The organism is Variovorax boronicumulans NBRC 103145 (genome assembly GCF_001591345.1).
GTDB lineage: Bacteria > Pseudomonadota > Gammaproteobacteria > Burkholderiales > Burkholderiaceae_C > Variovorax > Variovorax boronicumulans.
The window spans coordinates 16,348-37,409 of record NZ_BCUS01000059.1 but is presented as its reverse complement, the minus strand read 5'-3'; the positions used below and the strand labels follow the sequence as shown (position 1 = coordinate 37,409).

The window sequence follows — 21,062 nt, the reverse complement described above, 5'->3', positions numbered from 1 at the left end:
TCCCAGCGCGCGCGGTTCTGGTCGAGCAGCAGCACCGGTTCGCCCGAGGCCCCCACGCGCGCGGCGGTGCGCGACGCCTGGATTTCCATCAGCGCGACCAGCCCGTGCGCCTCGGCCTCGCCGGGCACCAGCTCGGCCACGATGCGGCCCAGGCGCAGCGCCTCGTCGCACAGCGCGGGGCGCATCCAGTCGTCGCCGGCGGTGGCCGAGTAGCCCTCGTTGAAGATCAGGTAAAGCACCTCGAGCACCGAGGCCAGCCGGGCTTCGAGCTCGTGGCGGCGCGGCACCTCGAAGGGCACGCGCGCCTCGGCCAGCGTGCGCTTGGCACGCACGATGCGCTGCGCCACGGTGGCCTCGGGCACGAGAAAGGCGCGCGCGATCTCGTCGGTCGTGAGGCCGCCCATCAGCCGCAGCGTGAGCGCCACGCGCGCCTCGGTCGAGAGCACCGGATGGCAGGCGGTGAACACCAGGCGCAGCAGGTCGTCGTCGAGCGCCGCATCCACCGCCTGCGCGAAGTCGGCCTGCGCCATGGCGTGCAGCGCGTCGAGCTCGCGGCCGATCTCGGGCGCCTTGCGCTCGGCCAGCTGCACGTGGCGCAGGCGGTCGAGGGCGCGGTGCTTGGCCACCTGCGTGAGCCAGGCGGCGGGGTTGTCGGGCACGCCGTCGACGGGCCACTGCTCGAGCGCGGCCACCAGCGCGTCCTGCGCCAGCTCTTCGGCCAGGCCCACGTCGCGCACCTTGCGCGCGAGCGCGGCGATGATCTTCGCGGACTCGATGCGCCAGACCGCCTCGATGGCGCGGTGGATGGCGGCGGTGTCTGGTCCGATGCTCATGCGGCCTCGCTGCGGCCCGGCGGGCCGGATAGCATGCGGCCATGACACCACGCCTCGTCTTGTGGAGCCTGGGTTTCGCGTTCGGCCTCGCCTGCGGGGGCGCCCGGGCGGACGACCTCGCCGTGGAACGCAACAGCCTGGGCATGGCCTTCGTGCGATTGCCGGCCGGCGAATTCCTCATGGGCAGCGACGAGCCGCCCGAGGCGCTGGCACGCGACTACCCCCAACTGCCCAAGGAACGCTTCACCCAGCTGGCCGACGAAGGGCCGGTGCACAAGGTGCGCATCACGCGGGCGTTCTGGATGGGCCGGCACGAGGTGACGGTGGGCCAGTTCCGGCGCTTCCTCGAGGCCTCGGGCCACGTGCCCGAATCGGTGGCCGACGGCACCGGCGGCTACGGCTGGCGCGCCGACTACGACCCCGCCACCACGCGGCGCGGCGACGCCTTCGAAGGCCGCGACCCGCGCTACTCGTGGCGCAACCCGGGCTTCGCGCAGGGCGACGACCACCCGGTCGTCAACGTGAGCTGGAACGACGCGCAGGCGCTGGCCGCATGGCTGAGCACGACGGAGGGCCGGCGCTACCGCCTGCCGACCGAGGCCGAGTGGGAGTACGCCTGCCGCGCCGGCACGCGCACGCGCTACAGCACGGGGGACGATCCGGCCACGCTGCTGCGCGGGGCCAATGTGTTCGACACGCGCAGCGCCGCCCACTGGCCGCGCTGGCGCGCGATGGCGCTCGCAGGCGACGACGGTTTTGCCTTCACCGCCCCGGTCGGCAGCTTCGCGCCGAACGCCTGGGGCCTCTACGACATGCACGGCAATGCGTGGGAGTGGGTGGCCGACTGGCATGGCGACGAATACTACGCGCGCTCACCGGTCGACGACCCCCAGGGCCCCGCCACGGGCACCGTGCGCGTGCGCCGCGGCGGCTCCTGGCACACCTGGGCTTTCTATGCCCGCTCGTCGTACCGCAACTGGAATGCGCCGGACACGCGCTACACGCTGGTGGGCATCCGGCTGGTGCGGGAAGACTAGGGTCGGCTCACTTCTTCAGCGTCTGCTGCATCGACGTGAACTCGCTCGCCACGTCCTGCACCTCGGGCGAGAAGTCCTCCACCTCCTGCACCTGACGGATCTCGATGACCTCGTTCTCGCTGCCCGGGCAGCGGCTCGCCCATTCGATGGCCTCGGCGCGCGAGGCGACGTCGATCAGCCAGTAGCCGCCCAGCACTTCCTTGGCCTCGGCGAAGGGGCCGTCAACCACCTTCGGCTTGCCGCCCGGAAAGCTCACGCGCGCACCCATCGACGGCGGGTGCAGGCCCTCGCAGCCGATCAGCACGCCGGCCTTCTGCAGGGACTCGTTGAAGGCCATCATCGACCCCACGCGTTCGACGTCGTCGGGCACCGTGCCGGGCGCGGCGCTTTCGTAGCCGTGGGGAATCATCAGCAGCATGAATCGCATGATCGTTTCTCCTTCGAGGAATGGATGAAGTTCAGCGGCCGGCCTTGGCGGCCGACTCGGCGCGCAGGCGGTCTTCCTGGGCCAGCAGCTCGGGCGTCATGGCCTCGCCGAAATCGGTGGCCTCGAAGACCTGGCGGATCTCGATCTCGCCTTCCTGGAAGGGGCTGCGCTTGATCCACTCGATGGCTTCTTCCTTCGACTTGACCTGCAGCAGCCAGAAGCCCGCGAGCAACTCCTTCGTCTCGGTGAAGGGGCCGTCGATGACGGTGCGCTTCTTGCCTTCGCAGCGCACGCGCGCGCCCTTGGACGACGGGTGCAGCCCCTCGCCCGCCAGCAGCACGCCGGCCTTGACCAGTTCTTCGTTGAACCGGCCCATCTCGGTGAGGAGCTCGGTGCTCGGCATCACGCCGGCTTCGGAATCCTTGCTCGCCTTGACCAGAACCATGAATCGCATGTCGTTTCTCCTGAAAGTGGGTGGGATCGGGAGACGCCGGAATCTGCGTGCTCCTGTTCACACGTCGCGCGAGCGGGCCACGGATCGACACGGCCGCATCGATCTGCTTGTAATTTTGTGTTTCAGAGATAGCCGCAGAACCGCAGCACGTGGCCGTCGGGTTCGCGGATCGCGAATTCGCGCAGGCCCCAGGGCTGGGACGTGGGCGGCTCGATGATGGTCACGCCGCGCTTCACATAGGCGGCATGCAGGCCGTCGATGTCCTTGCCGACGTGGATCACGATTTCGCCGCGCCAGGGCCGGGCCTCGCGGCTGCCGCACTGCCACAGGCGCAGGTACACGGGGTCGCCATAGCTGCGGTCGCCCTTCTTCACGCGGGCGTAGCTGGGCGGTTCGCCAGCGATGAAGTCGATCTCGAAACCCAGCACCTCGGAAAACCAGCGCGCGGCGCGCGAGACGTCGGACACCGGCAGCACCGGCTGCACGCCGTGGAATTCGTGCAGCGTGCCCAGGTCGGGCGCCGCGCTCACGCCGGTGCGGGTGTCGGTCATGGGCGTTGTGGCTGTAGGGCTGGTTAGTTGGCCAGGCGCCGCAGCAGCGCCACGCGCTCGGCGATCGCGTCGATGTCGAGCGCGTCTTCGGCGTTGGCGAGGTAGGTTTCGAGGTCGCGCACGGCCAGCGCCGCATGGCCCTGCTCGGCATGCGCCACGCCGCGGTCGCGGTGCTCGCCCCAGGCGGTGGGCAAGAGCGCAATGAGGCGGTTCTGCACCGCGATGTAGCGCGGCCAGTCTTCCTGCGCGTGGTGCACTTCCTTCAGGTTGCGCAGCATGCGCGCGATGATCTCGCGCGGGCTCGCGGGCTGCAGGTACAGGCCCAGCGGCACGTCGAATTCGCCGACCAGCCCGTTGCCGCGCTTGTAGGGTTCGAGCCGCTCGCCCAGCTCTTCGCGCGAGAGCGACTTGCCGGTGAACGGGTCGATCACGACCTGCCCCTTGGGCAGCGTGACCTTGACCATGAAATGCCCCGGAAAGCTGATGCCGCGCGTCTGCAGGCCCAGGCCCTGGGCCAGTTCCATCCACAGCACGGCCAGCGAGATCGGAATGCCGCGGCGGGTGCGCAGCACGGCGTTCAGGTAGCTGTTGTCGGGGTCGTAGTAGTCGTTGACGTTGCCGCCGAAATTCAGGTCGCTGAAGAAGAACTGGTTCAGCGCGCGCAGCCGGGCCAGCGGCGCGGCATCGGCCGGCAGGCGGCGCTTGAGGCGCGCGAGCAACTGGTCGACGTCGCCCAGCACCTGCTGCACGTCGAGTTCGGGGTATTCGTCCTGCGCGATGCTGGCGGCCGCTTCGAGCAGCGGAAAGTGGTCATCGCTGCCGACCAGCGACTCGAAATATTCCAGTGCCGTGGGAACCTGGTAGCTGAACGTCATATGGCTTTGTAGAGGAGCCCGCAGGGAGCGTCAAGGCAGTGTTTTCCGGCTCGCCAACGGCGCTTCAGCGGCGCATGAAACTGCGCAGGCGCACGCCTGCGGCGGTGAGCACGGCGAAATAGAGCAGCGCGGCGCCGGCGACGAGCGCGGCCAACAGGCCGATGCGGTGCAGGCGCTGCGCACGCAGGCCGACCCAATCGAAATAATGCGCGCCCCAGGCCAGCAGGGCCGCCAGCACCACGGTGCCCAGCAGCACCTGCAGCGCGAACTTGCCCCAGCCGGGCTCGGGGGTGTAACTGCCGCGCCGGATCAGGCCGATCAGCAGCCACAGCGCGTTGACCAGCGCACCGATGCCGATGGTCAGCGTCAGCGCCGCGTGCTGCAGCAGCGGCACCAGGAAGAAGTTGAGCACCTGCGTGAACACCAGCACCGTCACGGCGATCAGCATGGGCGTGCGCGTGTCGTGCTTGGCGTAGTAGCCGGGCGCGAGCACCTTGACGGCCACGAGGCCGACCAGCCCCACGCCGTAGCCCATGAGCGCCACGGTGGTGCGGCCCACGTCCTCGCCGGTGTAGGCGCCGTTGTGGAACAGGACGGCCACCAGCGGCTTGGCGAACAGCAGCAGCGCCACCGCGCACGGCGCCGCCAGCAGCACCACGAGGCGCAGGCCCCAGTCGAGCAGCGAGGAGTAGCGCGCGTCGTCCTTGGCGGCGCGGGCGCCCGCGAGCTGCGGCATCAGCACCACGCCCAGCGCCACGCCGAGCATGGCGGTGGGGAATTCCATCAGCCGGTCGGCGTTGGTGACCCAGGTCACGCTGCCGGTGGCCAGGTGCGAGGCGATCTGCGTGTTGATGAGCAGCGAGATCTGCGCCACGCTCACGCCCAGCAGCGCCGGCAGCATGAGCTTCATGACCTTGCGGGTGGTCGGATCGGTCCACGCGGCGCGCAGCGCCTTGAAGCTGGCGCCGATGCGCGGCATGAGCCCCAATGCGCGCAGCGCCGGGATCTGCAGGGCCAGCTGCAGCACGCCGCCGACCATCACGCCCACGCACTGGGCGTAGATCGGTTCGATGCCGTAGCGGCGAAACAGCGGCGCGCCGATGGAGATCGACAGGATCAGCGCGATGTTGAGCAACACCGGCGACGCCGCCGGCACCGCGAACTTGCGCCAAGTGTTGAGAATGCCGCCCGCCAGCGCCACCAGCGACATGAAGCCGATGTAGGGGAACATCCAGCGCGTCATGACCACGGCGGCGTCGAAGCCCTGCAGGCCGCTGGCCATGGCCCAGACCAGCAGCGGCGCGCCGGCCACGCCGGCCACGCACAGCACCACCAGGGCCCAGGTCAGCAGCGTGGCGACGTGGTCGACCAGCTCCCGGGCGCCCTCCTGCCCCGCCTCGGTCTTGCGCGCGGCCAGCACCGGCACGAAGGCCTGGCTGAAGGCGCCTTCGCCGAACACGCGGCGAAACAGGTTGGGGATGCGAAAGGCGACGTTGAAGGCGTCGGTGAGCGCGCTGACGCCGAACACCGAGGCAAACAGCACGTCGCGCACGAGGCCCGTGATCCGCGAAGCGAGGGTCAGCAGGGAGACGGTGGAGGCGGATTTGAACAGGGACACGGGGGCGAGTGTAGGGCTGCGAAAGGTGGCAAAAGCAGGCAATTCGGCAAAAACCGGAACCCGGCCTATAATGGAGGGCTTTGCTGCATCATCCTCAGACACCTAAGGAACACTAAATATGGCATCCGCCAAGCCCAAGAAGAAGAACCCGCGCCTCGCGTCGGGCCGCAAGCGCGTCCGCCAGGACGTCAAGCTCAACGCTGCGAACACCTCGCTGCGCTCCAAATACCGTACCGCTGTCAAGAACGTCGAAAAGGCTGTTCTGGCTGGCGACAAGACCAAGGCAAGCGAACTGTTCGCGAAGGCCCAGAGCATCGTCGACACCGTCGCCGACAAGGGCATCTTCCACAAGAACAAGGCTGCCCGCGACAAGAGCCGCCTGTCGGCCAAGGTCAAGGCCCTCGCCCTGGCGCCTGAAAAGGCCGCCGCCTGACACCTGTCAGGCAAGCCCGGACCGGAATCCTCCGGTCCGCCGTTTGATCGGGGTGCGCTGCAGCAAGCAAAAGTGAAAAACCGCCTTCGGGCGGTTTTTTCATGGGCGCTCGAAAAGCATCCAGGCGCGAGCAACCCGCGAAGCCCAAAAAAAAAGACCTGGAAGTCAGGTCTTTTTGGGAGGGGGCGGCGTGTCCGCCGGGTCGGGCACCAGGCAGGCCTCGGCCACCTGGAGGTTGTTGTCTTTGGCGAAGTTCACACAGAAGTCCCAGGCCATGGGCTCGGCGTCGCGCAGGGCGCGGTTCACCACCACGCATTTCACGCCGTTGATGGTCGTGGGAATGCACCAGGGCGAATAGCTCAGGTGGCTGCCCGGGTAGGCGCCGCCGGGGCGGAAGGAGCACATGACGCCGGCGAGGCGTTCGGCCCAGTCGCTGGGGCGAAAAGTGCGGCCATCGTGGGTGATGCCCTGGATGAAGATTTCTTTGGCGTTGGGGGAAATCATCGTGAAGTGAGGCGACCGGAACAGGTGCTGCGGTGCAGCAAGCGATTGTATCCGGGGCCCTTTTTGCATCCTGAATGGGGGGCATTGCTGTGATGCGGAATCCTCAACGAAGCCGTCAAACCGCACGCCTAGAATTCGCGTTCCCTATCTGGAGAACCGAATGAGCGCCACCGCCCAGCAACCCACCTCGCCCCACGTCATGAACACCTACGGTCGCCTGCCGATCGCGCTGTCGCACGGCCAGGGCTGCCGAGTCTGGGACACCACGGGCAAGGCCTACCTCGACGGCCTGGGCGGCATCGCCGTCAACACGTTGGGCCACAACCACCCCGAGCTGGTGCCCGCGCTGCAGGACCAGCTGACCAAGCTGATCCACAGCTCCAACTACTACCACGTGACCGGCCAGGAACAACTCGCCACCAAGCTCACCGAGCTGTCGGGCCTGACCAACGCCTTCTTCTGCTGCACCGGCCTGGAAGCCAACGAAGCGGCCCTGAAGCTGGCCCGCAAGTACGGCCATGACAAGGGCATCGAGCGCCCCGAGATCGTCGTCTACGAAGCCGCCTTCCACGGCCGCAGCATCGCCACGCTGTCGGCCACCGGCAACCCCAAGGTGCAGGCCGGCTTCGGCCCGCTGGTCGAAGGCTTCATCCGCGTGCCGCTGAACGACATCGAGGCGCTGAAGAAGGCCACCGAAGGCAACCCGAACGTGGTCGCCGTGTTCTTCGAAACCATCCAGGGCGAAGGCGGCATCAACCCGATGCGCGTCGACTACCTCAAGCAGGTGCGCCAGCTGTGCGACGAGCGCGACTGGCTCATGATGATCGACGAAGTGCAGTGCGGCATGGGCCGCACCGGCAAGTGGTTCGCCCACCAGTGGGCGGGCATCAAGCCCGACGTGATGCCGCTGGCCAAGGGCCTGGGCTCGGGCGTGCCGATCGGCGCCGTCGTGGCCGGCCCCAAGGCCGCCAACATCTTCGGCCCGGGCAACCACGGCACCACCTTCGGCGGCAACCCGCTGGCGATGCGCGCCGGTGTGGAAACCATCCGCATCATGGAAGAGCACAAGCTGCTCGAGAACGCCGCCACCGTCGGCGCCCACCTGAAGGCCGCGCTGGAGCGCGAAATCGGCAGCCTGCCGGGCGTGAAGGAAATCCGCGGCCAGGGCCTGATGCTGGGCATCGAGCTCGACCGCCCCTGCGGCGCGATCCTGAACCGCGCCTGCGACGCCGGCCTGCTGCTGAGCGTCACGGCCGACAAGGTGATCCGCCTCGTGCCGCCGCTCATCCTGAGCATTGCCGAAGCCGACGAGATCGTTGCGATCCTCGCGCCGATCGTCAAAACCTTCCTCTCGGAGCCTGTTGCGCAATGACGACCGCCGCCGCACCGAACGCCCTGCGCCACTACCTGCAGTTCTCGGACCTCACGGCCGACGAGTACGTCTACCTCTTCGATCGCATGGCGATCATCAAGAAGAAGTTCAAGACCTACGAAAAGCACCAGCCGCTGACCGACCGCACGCTGGCCATGATCTTCGAGAAGGCCAGCACGCGCACCCGCGTGAGCTTTGAGGCCGGCATGTACCAGCTCGGCGGCAGCGTGGTGCACCTGACCACGGGCGACAGCCAGTTGGGCCGCGCCGAGCCCATCGAGGACAGCGCCAAGGTCATCAGCCGCATGGTCGACCTGGTGATGATCCGCACCTACGAGCAGACCAAGATCGACGCCTTCGCCGCGCACTCGCGCGTGCCCGTCATCAACGGCCTGACCAACGAGTTCCACCCCTGCCAGATCCTGGCGGACATCTTCACCTACATCGAGCACCGCGGCTCGATCCAGGGCAAGACGGTGGCGTGGGTCGGCGACGGCAACAACATGGCCAACACCTGGCTGCAGGCCGCCGAAATCCTGGGCTTCACCGTGCACGTGAGCACGCCCAGCGGCTACGAGGTCGACCAGTCGATCGCCGGCATCCGCTCGGGCGACAGCTACAAGGTCTTCCAGGACCCGATGGAAGCCTGCCGCGGCGCCGACCTCGTCACCACCGACGTGTGGACCAGCATGGGCTACGAGGCCGAGAACGAGGCGCGCCGCAAGGCCTTCGCCGACTGGTGCGTCGACGAGGACATGATGCGCATCGCCCAGACCGACGCCCTCTTCATGCACTGCCTGCCCGCGCACCGCGGCGAGGAAGTGCAGGCCGAGGTCATCGACGGCCCGCAGTCGGTGGTGTGGGACGAGGCCGAGAACCGCCTGCACGCGCAAAAAGCGCTGATGGAGTTCCTGCTGCTCGGCAGGCTCTGACAGACACCGAACCGCTGAACCACCCAGGCGCCGCATGGAGCTGATGAACCGCTACCTGCCGCGCTACCAGTTCGCGGAGACGCACAGCCTCCACGTGCCCGCGCCGCCCGCGCGCGTGCTCGACGTGGCGGCCCGGCCCGAGATCACCGACGACCCCGTGGCGCGCAGCCTGATCGCGCTGCGCGAACTGCCGAACCGGCTGGCCAGCCGGCTCGGGCTGGCCGCCCCCACGCTGCGCCAGCGCGAGGCCTTCGGTTTTGCCGACTTCACGCCGCTGGGGCGCGACGGCGAGCGCGAACTGGCCTTCGGCCTGGCCGGCCGCTTCTGGCGCTTCGACTACGGCTTGGTCCCGCTGGCCGACGGCCCCGCCTTCGCCGCGCTCGATGCCACGGGCCTGGCCAAGCTGGTGCTCCACTTCACGGCCGAGCCCGAGGGCGCGGGCACGCGCCTCACCACGCGCACCCGGGTCTGGTGCGGCGATGCCGCCGCGCAGCGCCGCTTCACCGCCTACTGGCTGCTGATCCGACCCGCGAGCGGGCTGATCCGCCGCCGCATGCTGCAGCGCGTGCGTGACGCCGCGCTGCTCGCCCCATGAATCCCTGCCAGACCTGCGGCGCCTGCTGCGCCAGCTACCGCGTCGACTTCAGCGTGCACGAGCTCGACGACCACGGCGGCCGCGTGCCCTCGGGCCTGGCGGTCGACGTGAACGACGCCCTGTGCCGCATGCGCGGCACCGACCACACGCCGGCGCGCTGCGCCGCGCTCACCGGCAAGATCGGCCAGTCGGTGGCCTGCGGCATCTACGAATGGCGCCCCAACCCCTGCCACGAGCTGCAGGCCGGCAGCGACGCCTGCCAGCGCGCGCGCCTGCGGCATGGGCTGCCGATGCTGTCCGACGAGCTGCACTGACGACAGGCCAGGTCAGGCGACGGGCACCGGTAACCCGCCCAACTGCCCCTTGAACTCCTGCAGCGAGAAATGCGTCTGCACATGGCGCACGCCCGGCAGGCGATGCAGCTTGCGCTGCAGCAGGTCGGAATAGGCATCGAGGTCCTTCGCAACCACCACGAGGATGAAATCCGCCGGCCCCGAGATGCCGTGGAACATCACCACCTCGGGAATGGCGCACACCGCGTCCTCGAAGGCGCGCGACGAGATCTCGGTCTGGTGGTCGATGCCGACCATCACGAAGGCCAGCACGCCGAACCCCAACGCGCGCCGGTTCAGGCCCGCGTGGTAGCCGCCGATCACACCATCGTCCTCCAGCTTCTTCACCCGGCGCCAGCACGGCGACTGCGACAGGTGCGCCATCTGCGCCAACTCGCCCGAGGTCAGGCGGGCGTTGTCCTGCAGCGCGCGCAGCAGCTGGAGGTCGGTTCGGTCGAGGTCGGCTTGCATGATTTGTTCTCCATTTCCTTTCAATTGAATAGATTATTCAATCTTTCGATGATTGATGGATAACTTCTCGACGCAAGGCAACCACTGCGCATAGCATTCGGCACCCGCCGGCCCCTTGTGGAGCGACTCCAACCGGCCCACACTGCCCTTTTTCTTCATCCGCCCTGCCGCCCGCCATGACCGCCCCGCTCCGACTCTGGGACATCTCCGCCCCCGTGCACGCCGGCAGCCCGGTGTTCCCGGGCGACACGCCGTATTCGCAGCAGTGGTGCGCCACCATCGGCCCCGGCTGCCCGGTCAACGTGAGCGCGATCACGCTGTCGCCGCACGTGGGCACCCATGCCGACGCGCCGCTGCACTACGCCCCCGAAGGCCAGACCATCGGCCAGGTCGACCTCACGCCCTTCCTCGGCCCGTGCCGCGTGATCCATGCGATCGGCCGCGGCCCGCTGGTCACCTGGGAGCACATCGCGCATGCCGTGAACGACACGCTGCCCCCGCGCGTGCTCGTGCGCACCTACCCGGCCATGCCCGTCGACCGCTGGGACCCGCAGCTCGCGGCCTATGCACCCGCCACCGTCGAGCGCCTGGCGGCCATGGGCGTGAAGCTCATCGGCATCGACACCGCCAGCATCGACCCGGCCGACAGCAAGACGCTCGACAGCCACCAGCGCATCCGCCACCTCGACCTGCGCGTGCTCGAAAACCTCGTGCTCGACACCGTGCCCGAGGGCGACTACGAACTCATCGCGCTGCCGCTCAAGCTGACAAGCGCCGATGCCTCCCCCGTGCGCGCCGTGCTGCGCGAACTTCCCCGCTGAAACCACCCTTTCCATGACGACGACCCTTGCCGACTGCCGCGCCCTCGACGCGCAAGACCCGCTGCGCGCCCTGCGCGACCAATTCACCCTGCCCGAGGGCGTGCTCTACCTCGACGGCAACTCGCTCGGCGTGCTGCCCAAGGCCGCGCCCGCGCGCATCGCCGACGTGGTCGCCAAGGAATGGGGCGAAGGCCTGATCCGCTCGTGGAACACCGCGAGCTGGTTCGACCTGCCGCAGCGCCTGGGCGACAAGGTGGCCCGCCTGATCGGCGCCGCGCCCGGCGAAGTGGTGTGCACCGACAGCACCTCCGTCAATCTCTACAAGGTGCTGTTCGCCGCGCTCTCGCAGCAGAAGGCCAGCGGCCGCAAGCTGGTGGTGAGCGAGCGCAGCAACTTTCCCACTGACCTGTACATCGCCGAATCGCTGTGCCGCGAACGCGGCTTCACGCTGAAGCTGATCGATGCGAGTGAGCTCCCAGCCGCACTGACCGATGAGGTCGCCGTGCTCATGCTCACGCACGTCAACTACCGCACCGGCGCCATGCACGACATGAAGGCCGTCACCGCCGCCGCGCACGCCGCGGGCGCGCTCACCGTGTGGGACCTGGCGCACAGCGCGGGCGCCGTGCCCGTGGCGCTCAACGACAGCGGCGCCGACTACGCGATCGGCTGCGGCTACAAGTACCTCAACGGCGGCCCCGGCGCGCCGGCCTTCGCCTGGGTGAACACCAAGCACGCAGGCCAGTTCGAGCAGCCGCTGTCGGGCTGGTGGGGCCACGCGGCGCCCTTCGAGTTCACACCGCACTACCGCCCTGCCCCAGGCGTCGGCCGCTACCTGTGCGGCACGCAACCGGTCATCGCCTTGGCCGGCCTCGAATGCGGGCTCGACACCGTGCTCGCCGCCGAAGCCTTCAACGGCACCGGCGGTGCGATGGCCGCGCTACGCACCAAATCGCTCGCGCTCACCGACCTGTTCATCCAATTGGTCGAGCAACGCTGCGCAGGACAAGGCCTCTCGCTCGTCACGCCGCGCGACCACGCACTGCGCGGCTCGCAGGTGTGCCTCAGCCGCGAAGAAGGCGCCTACGCCATCGTGCAGGCGCTGATCGCGCGCGGCGTGATCGGCGACTACCGCGCCGGCGATTCGCAGATGCCCGACATCCTGCGCTTCGGCTTCACGCCGCTGTACCTCGGCTTCGAGGACGTGTGGCACTCGGTCGAACACCTCGTGCAGGTGCTCGAGACCGGCGAGTGGCGACGCGCCGAATTCAACCGCAAGAACGCAGTGACATGAGCACCGACAACGACAGCAACAAGACCCCCGAGTCCATCGTCCACGAAGAGAAGGCGCAGCTGGACTTCAGCAAGTCCATGAGCTACGGCGACTACCTGCACCTCGACGAGATCCTGAACGCGCAGCACCCGCTGTCGCCCGCGCACGACGAGATGCTGTTCATCGTGCAGCACCAGACCAGCGAGCTCTGGATGAAGCTCATGCTGCACGAACTGCACGCCGCCGTGCAGTGCATCGCGCAAGAGCGCCTGCCCGACGCCTTCAAGATGCTCGCGCGCGTGAGCCGCATCATGGAACAGCTGGTGAGCGCATGGACCGTGCTCTCGACCATGACGCCGCCCGAATACACGGCGATGCGCCCCTACCTCGCCAATTCCAGCGGCTTCCAGAGCGCGCAGTACCGCTGCATCGAGTTCCTGCTCGGCAACAAGAACGCCGCCATGCTCAAGCCGCACGCGCATCGCGCCGACCTGCTCGCGCAGGTGGATGCAGCCTACCGCGCACCCTCGCTCTACGACGAATCGCTGCGCCTGCTCGCACGCCACGGCCTGCCCGTGCCCGCCGACCGCCTGGAGCGCGACTGGACCCAGCCCTACGAATCGAGCGACGGCGTCGAAGCCGCCTGGCTCACGGTCTATCGCAACCCGCACGACCACTGGGACCTGTACCAGCTCGGCGAAAAACTCACCGACCTCGAAGACGCCTTCCGCCTCTGGCGCTTCCGCCACGTGACCACCGTGGAGCGCGTGATCGGCTTCAAGCGCGGCACCGGCGGCACGGGGGGCGTGAGCTACTTGCGCAAGATGCTCGACGTGGTGTTGTTCCCCGAGATCTGGAAGCTGCGCACCGACTTGTAGTGCGACATGCGGGGCTCGCGGTGGCCCCGGGCGAACGAGGGTTGCTCCATCGGCGCAAAGCGCTACATTTTGGAGAACACGGAGGCTGCTGCCATGAACAACAACACCTCGTTCTCTGCCGAAGAGCTCTCCACCCTGCGCGAACACGGCGTCGTGCTGTTCGCCGATCGCGTGATCTTCGACGCGCAGCCGCCGATGCCGCAGCAGCAGATCGACGCGGTGCAAGCCCTGTGCGCCGGCCCGCTGCCCGAGGCGCTGGTCGCGCTGTGGCAGCACACGGCGGGCGGGCGCCTCGACTACGACCTGGCGTTGCCGATGAACGGCAACGTCGAGAGCGTCAGCTGGTCGGAGCTGTTCTGGGACGGCAGCGACGGCTACCGCGACCTGCAGGGCTGGATCGAACACGAACAGGAACTCGCCGAGGAAGCGGCCGAAGACGGCGGCACGCCCTGGAGCGGCAAGCTCACGCACCTGCCCTTCGGCGGCTTCGAGTACTGCGACCGCGTCTACACGGTGGTCGAGCCCGGCGCCACGCACGGCCAGGTCATTGCGTGGAAGCAGGGCCTGCCGCCGGCCTGGACCCACGCGCTGCACGAAGACGGCCTGAGCCCCGTCGCGGCCGACCTGTACGGTGCCTTCGCGGCGCTGCATCTCGACGAAGACCCGCTGGCACCGACGGGCGACTACTTCTCGGGGCAGGCGCTGCTCGCCTACCTCGACGACCGCCACGAAGGCTACGGGCTGGACCTCGACCTGATGGACAAGCTGGTCACCTTCTATTGCCGCGCCATCGTCGACTGGCGCACGCCGCTGGCCGACGGCACGCTGCGCCATCACCCGGCGCTCGCACGCGCGGCACTGCGCCACGCGATTGCCACCGACGACGCTGCGCTGGTCGCCGAACTTGCCGCCGCAGGCCTGAACTTCGAAGGGCCGCATGAAGGCAGTGCACTCGCCACCGACGTGGCCGTGGGACACAGCGCCTTCGCCGCCGCAGCCGCGCTGGTGCGCGCGGGCGCACCGGTCGCGCCCGACGTGCTGCGCAACATCGACGGCCAGATCTCGCCCGAACTCACGCGCGCCCTGCTGGACAACGGCGCCGAGCCCACCGTGGCAGCCATCGTGAAGTGCGCGGCCTGCGGTGCGCCCGCCAGCGCGCACCTGATCGCCGACGCCTGCGCACAGATCGGCATCGACGTGCCGCCGGCCTTCGTGGCGGATCGCGACGCGATGCTGGTCGAGCTGGAGACCACGCTGGCTCAGATGCGCGATGGGACGCATGGGCATTACCTGGGGCAGGAAGGCTTGGCCGAACGCATCGAGCACTTGCAGACGTTCCGGCTCTGATTCTTTCAGGGCGACGCTCCCGCCGACGGGGAGCCTTGCTCCGCGAATGTCCCCCGGCCTGCGGCCTCCTCCTTGATTTCGCTGCGCAAGGCACCCCATCGACGTGAGCGTTGGGCAGTGCGGTTGTCGATCGGCTGCACACCAGCGCGGCGTCCCGTGCCCAGGACACTGGGTGCTTCCCGCAGCGAAATCAAGGGGGAGGGGCGAAGCCCCGGGGGACATTCGCGGAGGGAAGTACCCGGTGGCCTGGGCACGCGCCCCGAATCAACCGCCGTACAGCCAGGGCTGATCGAGCAGCCGGGACCCCAGCAACCGCATCGCCATGTCGCGCCCGAAGCGCACCGCACCCGTGGCATGAAAGATCTCGCCATTGCGACGCGCCCGCGCCTGCACTTGCGCGTTGCGTTCCCAGCGCGCCTCGGCATAGCGCGCGAACGCAGCCGGCACACCCAACGCCGAGGCATCGCCCAGGGCATCCGCCAAAGCGACCGCATCCTCGATCGCCATGCCAGCGCCTTGCGCGAGGTACGGCACCATCGGATGCGCAGCATCGCCCACCAGCGCCACGCGCTCGTGCGCCATGTCGCCAGGCCCGGCCACGGGCGCACGGTCGCTCAGCGTCCACGCACGCCAACTCGGCATCGCATCGAGCAATGACTGAAGGCTCGCACAGCTGCGCCCCATCGCCTGCTTCAGTGCAGCCAGGCTGCTGGCCTGATCCCAATCGCGCGCATCACCAGCCGGTGCAGATTCGGCAATCACAACGACGTTGAGCGCATCCCCCGCGCGCACCGGGTACGCGACCGCATGCAACCGCGGCCCGAGCCACACATCGACGCGCGAACGACGCAGCGCCGCGGGCAGGTCGGCCTGACGCACCAACGCACGCCAGGCCGTGTGGCCCGTCACACGCGGCGGCGCTTCGGCAGAAGCAGACTCAAGCTGCGCCCGCACCAAGCTCCACAGGCCATCGGCCCCCACCAGCGCCTCGCCCTCCCACGCACGCGCGTCGGTGCTCGAGACGCAGACCAGGTCGTCGCTGGTCTCGACCTGACGGATGCGCGCGGCCGTGACCAGCGAGCCCGTGCCCTGCGCGCGCACGGCATCGAGCAGCAGCGTGTGCAGGTCGGCGCGGTGCACGCAGCAGTACGGCGCGCCGTAGCGCTGCTGCATGGCATCGCCCAGCGGCATGCGGGCCAGTTCGGCGCCGCTGCCGGCGCTGTGGACCACGAGCGCCTCGGGGCGCGCCGCGATGGCATCAAGGCCGCGGCCGAGGTCGAGTTGGTGAAGGCGGCGGGTGGCATTGGGGCCGAGCTGCACGCCGGCGCCGATTTCGCCGAAGTCGGCGGCCTGTTCGAAGACGTCGGCGCGGTGGTGAGCGCGGGACAGCGCCAGCGCCGTGGCCAGCCCCCCGATCCCGCCCCCGGCGACGAGGATGTGCGCGGGCATCGGACTCAGCGTCCGGTGCTGGGCGTGGTGGAAGTCAGCGCGGGGCTGCTGTGGCTGTCGGCCGGGTCGGCGCCAGCGGGTTTCTTGGGGGCACAGCTGCCGCAGCTGTCGCACGAGCCGCAGCCCGAGGTCTTGGCCAGCGAGGCGGCGAGTTGATCGGCGCGGGCCTGATCGATGAGGCCCGCGCGCTGCGTGCCGGCCGCGAACTTGCGCGCGGCGCCACGGCGCCAGCCGGCAGGCATCCAGCGCCAGACCGCGTAGAGCGCGGCGGCCGCGACGATCAATCCGACGATCAGTTGCTGTGTCATGTCTTCTTCAACCCTTTCCCTGTGGTTTTACCCCGCGCCGAAAGCGAGTGCAATGCGATAGGTCAAGAAGCATGCCACGTATGCCAGAGCGAATAAGTAGCCCGCCATGATCCACACGTATTTCCAGGAGCCGGTTTCGCGCTTGACGGCCGCCAGCGTCGAGATGCACTGCGGCGCGAACACGTACCAGACCAGCAGCGACAGCGCGGTCGCCAGCGACCAGCTGCCGGCGATGAGCGGCTCCAGCGCGCTGGCCACGTCGTCGCCAGTGGCCGAGAGCGCATACACCGTGCCCAGCGCGCCCACCGCGACTTCGCGTGCGGCCATGCCCGGCACCAGCGCGATGGAAATCTGCCAGTTGAAGCCGATGGGCGCAAAGATGTGCTCCAGCCCGCGGCCGATCATGCCGGCCAGGCTGTACTGGATGGCGGGGCCGGTCGCGCCCTCGGGCGGCGACGGGAAAGTCGACAAAAACCACAGCAGGATCGTGAGCGTGAGGATGATCGTGCCTACACGCTGGATGAAGATCCAGGCCCGCTCATACAAACCCAGCAGCAGGTTGCGCGGGTTCGGCCAGCGGTAAGCCGGCAGTTCCATCAAGAGCGGCGAGTGCCGTGTGCTGTCGCGAAAGCGCTTCATCACCCAGGCCACGGCCATCGCCGAGACGATGCCGAACACATACAGCGCGAACAGCACCACGCCCTGCAGGTTGAAGATGCCGCCCACCTCGCGCGCCGGAATGAAGGCCGCGATCAGCAGCGCATACACCGGCAGCCGCGCCGAGCAGGTCATGAGCGGCGCGATCATGATGGTCGTGATGCGGTCGCGCCAGTTGCTGATGGTGCGCGTGGCCATCACGCCCGGAATGGCGCAGGCAAAGCTCGACAGCAGCGGAATGAACGAGCGGCCCGACAGGCCCACGGTGCCCATCAGGCGGTCGAGCAGGAAGGCCGCGCGCGGCAGGTAGCCGGAGTCTTCGAGCGCGAGGATGAACAGGAACAGGATCAGGATCTGCGGCAGGAACACGATCACGCCGCCCACGCCCGCGATCACGCCGTCGACCAGCAGGCTCTGCAGCATGCCCTCGGGCATGTGCGTCTTGATGAGGTTGCCCAGGCCCTCGGTGCCGGCCTTGATGGCGTCCATCGGCACGTTGGCCCAGCTGAACACGGCCTGGAACATCAGGAACATGGTGACGGCCAGCACCAGCATGCCCCACACCGGGTGCATCACGACGCGGTCGATGCGGTCGCTGGTGTCCAGGCTGCCCACGGGCTCTTTCACGGCCAGGCCGAGGATGCGGCGCACCTCGCGTTGCGTGGCGAGCACGTCGTCCAGCCCGGGCGCCTTCCAGGGTTGGGGCGCCGCGGCGGCGACCGGTGCGTCGAGCGCCTCGAGCAGGTTCTTCGCGCCGCCGGTGTGGACACCCACGGTCTCGATCACCGGCACGCCGAGTTCGCGCGAGAGCACGGCGGTGTCGACCGAGATGCCCTGCTTCTTGGCCATGTCGGTCATGTTGAGCGCCACCACCATCGGCAGGCCGAGCTGGCGCGCTTCGAGCACCAGCCGCAGGTTCAGGCGCAGGTTGGTGGCGTCCGTCACGCACACGAGCAGGTCGGGCAAGGCTTCCTGCGCCTGGCCGGTGACGATGTCGCGCGTGACGGCTTCGTCGGCGCTCAGGGCGTTCAGGCTGTAGGCGCCCGGCAGGTCGAGCACGAACACGCGGCGGCCGGTCGGCGTGCGCAGCGTGCCTTCCTTGCGCTCGACGGTCACGCCGGCGTAGTTGGCGACCTTCTGGCGGCTGCCGGTCAGCAGGTTGAAGAGCGCGGTCTTGCCGCAGTTGGGGTTGCCCAGCAGCGCGATGCGCGCGGGCTGCGCGGTGGCGCCGAGACGGCCCGGCCCCTGGATGACGGCTTCAACCATGGTTCGCGGCCCCCGGCGTGACGTGGATCAGCGCGGCCTCGTGGCGGCGCAGCGCGAAGGTGGTGTGGCCCAGGCGCACGGCCAGCGGCTCGCGGCCCGGGGTGCCGGTGGCGACGATGCGCACGGCCTCGCCCGGCACGAAGCCGATTTCGGTCAGGCGCAGCACCAGCTCGCGGTCGTCCGCGCTGTCGGGGCGGGCCACGTCGAGCACGGTGGCCCACTGATGGGACGGAAGCTGGTCGAGGCTCAGCGCGGTGGTGGTCGGCGCTGAGCCGAGGTCGTTGTTTCGCACGGTGGAGGTGCGCCCCCCGGAAACCCCGGGGCACGCCAGTAAGCAAAAGCCAGATGCTAGCAATTCTCACTCGCGAAAACCTGACCAACCCCAAAAAGTCCCGGGTCAGCCGGAAATGAGCGCGTCCCCCGGGGCCGGACTCAGTTCAATCCGAGCATCCCGCGCAGCTTGGACAGGTCTTCGGCCAGCGTATTCACCCGCCCGGCCAGCATCTTGCGGTCGCGCTCGGTGAGCTTCGAATAGGTTTCGAAGCCGCCGTCGGCCGTGCGGTACTTGGCCAGCGTGTCGAACACCACCTTGAAGTTGGCGTCGGCCTTCTCGGCAAACGGCTTGTCCTGCTTCACGACCAGCGGGCGCAGCAGCTCGACGATCTTGTAGGCGCCCTCGAAATTCGACTGGAAGTCCCACAGGTCGGTGTGGCTGTAGCGGTTTTCCTCGCCGGAGATCTTGGTGGCGGCCACCTCTTCCATCAGCACGGCGGCGCCGCCCACGACCTTCTCGGGCGGGAAGGTCAGCGCGCCCAGGCGCTTTTGCAGCTCGAGCACGTCGGCCAGCAGCTTGTCGGCCACGGGATTCAGGTCCTTGGTGCTCTTGAGCGTCCACAGGCTGTACTCGATGCGGTGAAAGCCGATGAAGGCCGGGTCTTTCTCGGCCTTCTCGTGGTCGTCCGCGCGCGAGTCGATCGACTGGTCGAGGTCGGTGAACAGCTCGGCCACGGGCTCCACGCGTTCGTAGCTGGTGCGCGTGGGCGCGTAGAGCTTCTTGGCCTTCTCGATGTCGCCGGCCTTCACGGCGGCGGTGAACACGCGCACGTCGGCGGCCAGCTTGCGCACGTTTTGCGTCACGTAGATCTTGTAGTCCGAGATCGGACCGACCAGCTCGAGCGGCGACACGGCGGCCTGCGCGCCGACGGCGTAGAGCCCGGCAAAGCCTGCGACGAAAGCGGCGAGGAAGCGGCGGCGGAACTGCACGGTCATGGATCTCCTTGGATGGGATGCGGTGGTGATGAAAAGGGGAAGCAAGGCTCAGGCGGCCAGCAGGCTGCGCCCGAGCCAGTCGTCGGCGCCCTGCACGCCGGGCAGCGTGAAGAAGAAGCCGCCGCCGATGGGCTTGATGTATTCCTCGAGCGGCTCGCCATCGAGGCGGGTCTGCACGGCGACAAAGCCCTTCTCGAGGTCGGCCTGGTAGCAGATGAACAGCAGGCCCATCTCGAGCTGACCTGACTTGGTGACGCCGTTCGAGTAGTTGAAGGGCCGGCGCAGCATCAGGTTGGCGTCCGAGGCCTTGGTGCGCGGGTTCGCCAGGCGGATGTGCGCGTCCATCGGCGTCGCCTTGCCTTCGGGGTCCTTCGTGTAGTCGGGCACGTCGTGCTCGGTCTTGCCGCCGTCCAGCGGCGCGCCGCTGGGTTTCAGGCGGCCCATGATGGCCTCCTGCTCCTGCAGCGGCGTGCGGTCCCAGCGCTCGACGAAATTGCGGATGATGCGCACCGCCTGGTAGCTGCCGCCCACGGCCCAGGCGGGCTCGTCGCCGTTCGGCTGCACCCATACGTGCTTGTTCATGAGCATGTCGTCGGCCGAGTCGGGGTTGGCCGAGCCGTCGCGAAAACCCAGGAAGTTGCGCGCGCTCTCCGCAGGCTGGCCCGCCACGGCCGGGATCGGCGGCACGGAGCCTTCCTGCTTCCAGTGCAGCACCAGCAGGTCGGGCGTGTTCTTGATGATGTCGCGCAGCGCGTGGATGTTGGTGTCGGGCGTGTTGGCGCAGAACTGGATCGACAGGTCGCCGTGGCACAGCGCGGCGTCGAGCGCGTCGTTCGGGTGGCGCTGCATCGGCTTCAGGCGCAGCGGCTTTTTCTTGTCGAGGCCGAAGCGCTCGTCGAACAGCGAGGCGCCGACCGACACCGTCACGGTGAGCCCGTCGGGCTGCACCACCGGGCCGAGGATGCCGGAGCCCGCGGGCGGCAGCTTGGGGTCGGGGTCGGTCTGCGGGCCACCCTGCGTGAGAAAGGCGATGCGCTCGGTGAGCGTGCGCATCAGCCGCTCCAGGTCGGCGCGGTTCTCGGCCAGCACGTAGAACGAGGCGATCATGCCGGCCGTCGGGCGCGGCGTGACGACGCCCGCCTGGTGCTTGCCGCGGAAGGGCACGCGGTCTTGCGTGTGGGTGCTCTGCGGCGCGTCGGTGACCTGCGCGCCGGTGTCGGGCGCTCCCGGAATGGCCGCGCCGGCGCGCGCGCTGGCGGCGAGCCCGGCAAAGGCCACGCCCGCGGCGCCGAGCATGCGGCGGCGGTGCGGCGAGGCAGGAGCGGTGTCGTTCTTCTTCGTCGGTTCCATGGGGTCGTCG

General features: G+C 68.8%; 24 protein-coding genes. 10 read left to right on the top strand and 14 right to left on the bottom strand.

Annotated elements, in window-relative coordinates:
- Positions 1 to 833 (bottom strand): RNA polymerase sigma factor (locus VBO01S_RS17915; RefSeq protein ID WP_157627383.1); only part of this gene is annotated, 833 nt, incomplete at its 3' end.
- A gap of 41 nt (positions 834 to 874) precedes the next feature.
- Here VBO01S_RS17915 and VBO01S_RS17910 point away from each other — a divergent pair.
- Entirely contained in the window at positions 875 to 1,870 is a 996-nt protein-coding gene (locus VBO01S_RS17910; RefSeq protein ID WP_082818181.1) for a formylglycine-generating enzyme family protein, read from the top strand.
- A 7-nt stretch (positions 1,871 to 1,877) separates the two neighbouring features.
- Here VBO01S_RS17910 and VBO01S_RS17905 read toward each other — a convergent pair whose 3' ends face one another.
- The 5 genes from VBO01S_RS17905 to murJ form a co-directional block, all read right to left on the bottom strand.
- Positions 1,878 to 2,297, bottom strand: coding sequence for a YciI family protein (locus VBO01S_RS17905; RefSeq protein ID WP_062477220.1), 420 nt, complete (start codon positions 2,295 to 2,297; stop codon positions 1,878 to 1,880).
- Positions 2,298 to 2,328: 31 nt separating this feature from the next.
- Positions 2,329 to 2,751: a YciI family protein gene (locus VBO01S_RS17900; RefSeq protein WP_062477217.1), complete on the bottom strand. Its 423-nt coding sequence runs from the start codon at positions 2,749 to 2,751 to the stop codon at positions 2,329 to 2,331.
- 122 nt (positions 2,752 to 2,873) lie between these two features.
- Entirely contained in the window at positions 2,874 to 3,302 is a 429-nt protein-coding gene (locus VBO01S_RS17895; protein ID WP_062477214.1) for a bleomycin resistance protein, read from the bottom strand.
- Between the two features lie 23 nt (positions 3,303 to 3,325).
- Complete coding sequence (locus VBO01S_RS17890; RefSeq protein WP_062477211.1) at positions 3,326 to 4,177, bottom strand: SirB1 family protein; 852 nt, start codon at positions 4,175 to 4,177, stop codon at positions 3,326 to 3,328.
- Between the two features lie 64 nt (positions 4,178 to 4,241).
- Complete coding sequence (gene murJ, locus VBO01S_RS17885) at positions 4,242 to 5,795, bottom strand: murein biosynthesis integral membrane protein MurJ (protein WP_062477208.1); 1,554 nt, start codon at positions 5,793 to 5,795, stop codon at positions 4,242 to 4,244.
- 118 nt (positions 5,796 to 5,913) lie between these two features.
- Here murJ and rpsT point away from each other — a divergent pair, with 118 nt between their 5' ends.
- Positions 5,914 to 6,228, top strand: a complete 315-nt coding sequence (gene rpsT / locus VBO01S_RS17880) for a 30S ribosomal protein S20 (RefSeq protein WP_056571937.1) — start codon at positions 5,914 to 5,916, stop codon at positions 6,226 to 6,228.
- A gap of 165 nt (positions 6,229 to 6,393) precedes the next feature.
- Here rpsT and VBO01S_RS17875 read toward each other — a convergent pair whose 3' ends face one another.
- Positions 6,394 to 6,732, bottom strand: a complete 339-nt coding sequence (locus VBO01S_RS17875; protein WP_062477206.1) for a DUF3579 domain-containing protein — start codon at positions 6,730 to 6,732, stop codon at positions 6,394 to 6,396.
- Between the two features lie 160 nt (positions 6,733 to 6,892).
- Here VBO01S_RS17875 and VBO01S_RS17870 point away from each other — a divergent pair, with 160 nt between their 5' ends.
- The 4 genes from VBO01S_RS17870 to VBO01S_RS17855 are packed head-to-tail and all read left to right on the top strand — an operon-like array spanning position 6,893 to position 9,945.
- Positions 6,893 to 8,104, top strand: a complete 1,212-nt coding sequence (locus VBO01S_RS17870) for an aspartate aminotransferase family protein (protein ID WP_062477203.1) — start codon at positions 6,893 to 6,895, stop codon at positions 8,102 to 8,104.
- On the top strand, positions 8,101 to 9,036 hold the full coding sequence (argF, locus tag VBO01S_RS17865) for an ornithine carbamoyltransferase (RefSeq protein ID WP_062477200.1): 936 nt from the start codon (positions 8,101 to 8,103) through the stop codon (positions 9,034 to 9,036). The genes VBO01S_RS17870 and argF overlap by 4 nt, the downstream gene beginning before the upstream one ends.
- Positions 9,037 to 9,070: 34 nt before the next feature.
- Positions 9,071 to 9,631, top strand: a complete 561-nt coding sequence (locus VBO01S_RS17860; RefSeq protein WP_062477197.1) for a DUF2867 domain-containing protein — start codon at positions 9,071 to 9,073, stop codon at positions 9,629 to 9,631.
- Positions 9,628 to 9,945 carry a YkgJ family cysteine cluster protein gene (locus VBO01S_RS17855; RefSeq protein ID WP_062477195.1) on the top strand — a complete coding sequence of 106 codons (318 nt, stop codon included), beginning with the start codon at positions 9,628 to 9,630 and terminating at the stop codon, positions 9,943 to 9,945. The genes VBO01S_RS17860 and VBO01S_RS17855 overlap by 4 nt, the downstream gene beginning before the upstream one ends.
- 12 nt (positions 9,946 to 9,957) lie before the next feature.
- Here VBO01S_RS17855 and VBO01S_RS17850 read toward each other — a convergent pair whose 3' ends face one another.
- Positions 9,958 to 10,434: an Lrp/AsnC family transcriptional regulator gene (locus VBO01S_RS17850; RefSeq protein WP_062477192.1), complete on the bottom strand. Its 477-nt coding sequence runs from the start codon at positions 10,432 to 10,434 to the stop codon at positions 9,958 to 9,960.
- Between the two features lie 176 nt (positions 10,435 to 10,610).
- Here VBO01S_RS17850 and kynB point away from each other — a divergent pair, with 176 nt between their 5' ends.
- The 4 genes from kynB (at position 10,611) to VBO01S_RS17830 (ending at position 14,753) form a co-directional block, all read left to right on the top strand.
- Positions 10,611 to 11,255: an arylformamidase gene (gene kynB, locus VBO01S_RS17845; RefSeq protein WP_062477189.1), complete on the top strand. Its 645-nt coding sequence runs from the start codon at positions 10,611 to 10,613 to the stop codon at positions 11,253 to 11,255.
- A 13-nt stretch (positions 11,256 to 11,268) separates the two neighbouring features.
- On the top strand, positions 11,269 to 12,549 hold the full coding sequence (gene kynU / locus VBO01S_RS17840) for a kynureninase (RefSeq protein WP_062477186.1): 1,281 nt from the start codon (positions 11,269 to 11,271) through the stop codon (positions 12,547 to 12,549).
- A complete protein-coding gene (gene kynA / locus VBO01S_RS17835; protein WP_062477183.1) occupies positions 12,546 to 13,406 on the top strand; it encodes a tryptophan 2,3-dioxygenase in 861 nt (286 codons plus the stop codon). Before kynU ends, kynA begins: the two co-directional genes overlap by 4 nt.
- Before the next feature lie 93 nt (positions 13,407 to 13,499).
- Positions 13,500 to 14,753 carry a hypothetical protein gene (locus VBO01S_RS17830; protein WP_062477180.1) on the top strand — a complete coding sequence of 418 codons (1,254 nt, stop codon included), beginning with the start codon at positions 13,500 to 13,502 and terminating at the stop codon, positions 14,751 to 14,753.
- 264 nt (positions 14,754 to 15,017) lie between these two features.
- On the opposite strand, the gene VBO01S_RS17825 is transcribed toward VBO01S_RS17830, so the two are convergent.
- From VBO01S_RS17825 to efeB, 6 genes are all read right to left on the bottom strand, one after another.
- On the bottom strand, positions 15,018 to 16,202 hold the full coding sequence (locus VBO01S_RS17825; protein WP_062477178.1) for an FAD-dependent monooxygenase: 1,185 nt from the start codon (positions 16,200 to 16,202) through the stop codon (positions 15,018 to 15,020).
- 5 nt (positions 16,203 to 16,207) lie between these two features.
- Positions 16,208 to 16,510 (bottom strand): DUF6587 family protein, encoded by a 303-nt coding sequence (locus VBO01S_RS17820; RefSeq protein WP_062477175.1) that lies wholly within the window; start codon positions 16,508 to 16,510, stop codon positions 16,208 to 16,210.
- A 27-nt stretch (positions 16,511 to 16,537) separates the two neighbouring features.
- Positions 16,538 to 18,433: a ferrous iron transport protein B gene (gene feoB, locus VBO01S_RS17815; protein WP_062477172.1), complete on the bottom strand. Its 1,896-nt coding sequence runs from the start codon at positions 18,431 to 18,433 to the stop codon at positions 16,538 to 16,540.
- Positions 18,426 to 18,725, bottom strand: coding sequence for a FeoA family protein (locus VBO01S_RS17810; RefSeq protein WP_062477169.1), 300 nt, complete (start codon positions 18,723 to 18,725; stop codon positions 18,426 to 18,428). The genes feoB and VBO01S_RS17810 overlap by 8 nt, the downstream gene beginning before the upstream one ends.
- A gap of 140 nt (positions 18,726 to 18,865) precedes the next feature.
- Positions 18,866 to 19,702 carry an iron uptake system protein EfeO gene (gene efeO / locus VBO01S_RS17805; protein WP_082818180.1) on the bottom strand — a complete coding sequence of 279 codons (837 nt, stop codon included), beginning with the start codon at positions 19,700 to 19,702 and terminating at the stop codon, positions 18,866 to 18,868.
- 48 nt (positions 19,703 to 19,750) lie between these two features.
- Positions 19,751 to 21,052 (bottom strand): iron uptake transporter deferrochelatase/peroxidase subunit, encoded by a 1,302-nt coding sequence (efeB, locus tag VBO01S_RS17800; RefSeq protein WP_062477166.1) that lies wholly within the window; start codon positions 21,050 to 21,052, stop codon positions 19,751 to 19,753.
- Positions 21,053 to 21,062: the final 10 nt, after the last annotated feature.